This window comes from Nitrobacter sp. 62-13 (genome assembly GCF_001896955.1).
GTDB lineage: Bacteria > Pseudomonadota > Alphaproteobacteria > Rhizobiales > Xanthobacteraceae > Nitrobacter.
Genome location: NZ_MKRN01000159.1, coordinates 1 through 341 on the forward strand (window position 1 = coordinate 1; position 341 = coordinate 341).

Genomic DNA, 341 nt, shown 5'->3' on the forward strand with positions numbered 1-341 from the left:
GAGCACCCGCTCGCCGCGCTGCAGGATTGCCGGCACCTCATCGGGAGACAGGAACGCGCCGTCGTGGAAACGCGGCGCCCCACGGAATACGGAGGCCGGAACAACCGCTGCCCTTCCGTCCAGTCCGACGAGGCCGCCCTCGTGGAATTTGAACCCCTTCAATATCCCACCGAGCAGCCCCCCGACATCTCCGAGCGTGGTGAGATTGGTACCGAACAGGAAGTTCTTGAGCGGATTGAGCACCGCGAGTTTCAGGATTTCCTTCTCGATGTCGGCAAGAGCTGCGCGTCCCGCATCGGCCCAGGATTTCCAGTCAAGCTTGCCTTGGACGATCAGGTCCG

General features: G+C 62.8%; 1 pseudogene. It reads right to left on the minus strand.

Annotated features, from left to right (window positions below):
* Positions 1-341, minus strand: a pseudogene (locus BGN91_RS11100) (phage tail protein); the annotation flags it as partial.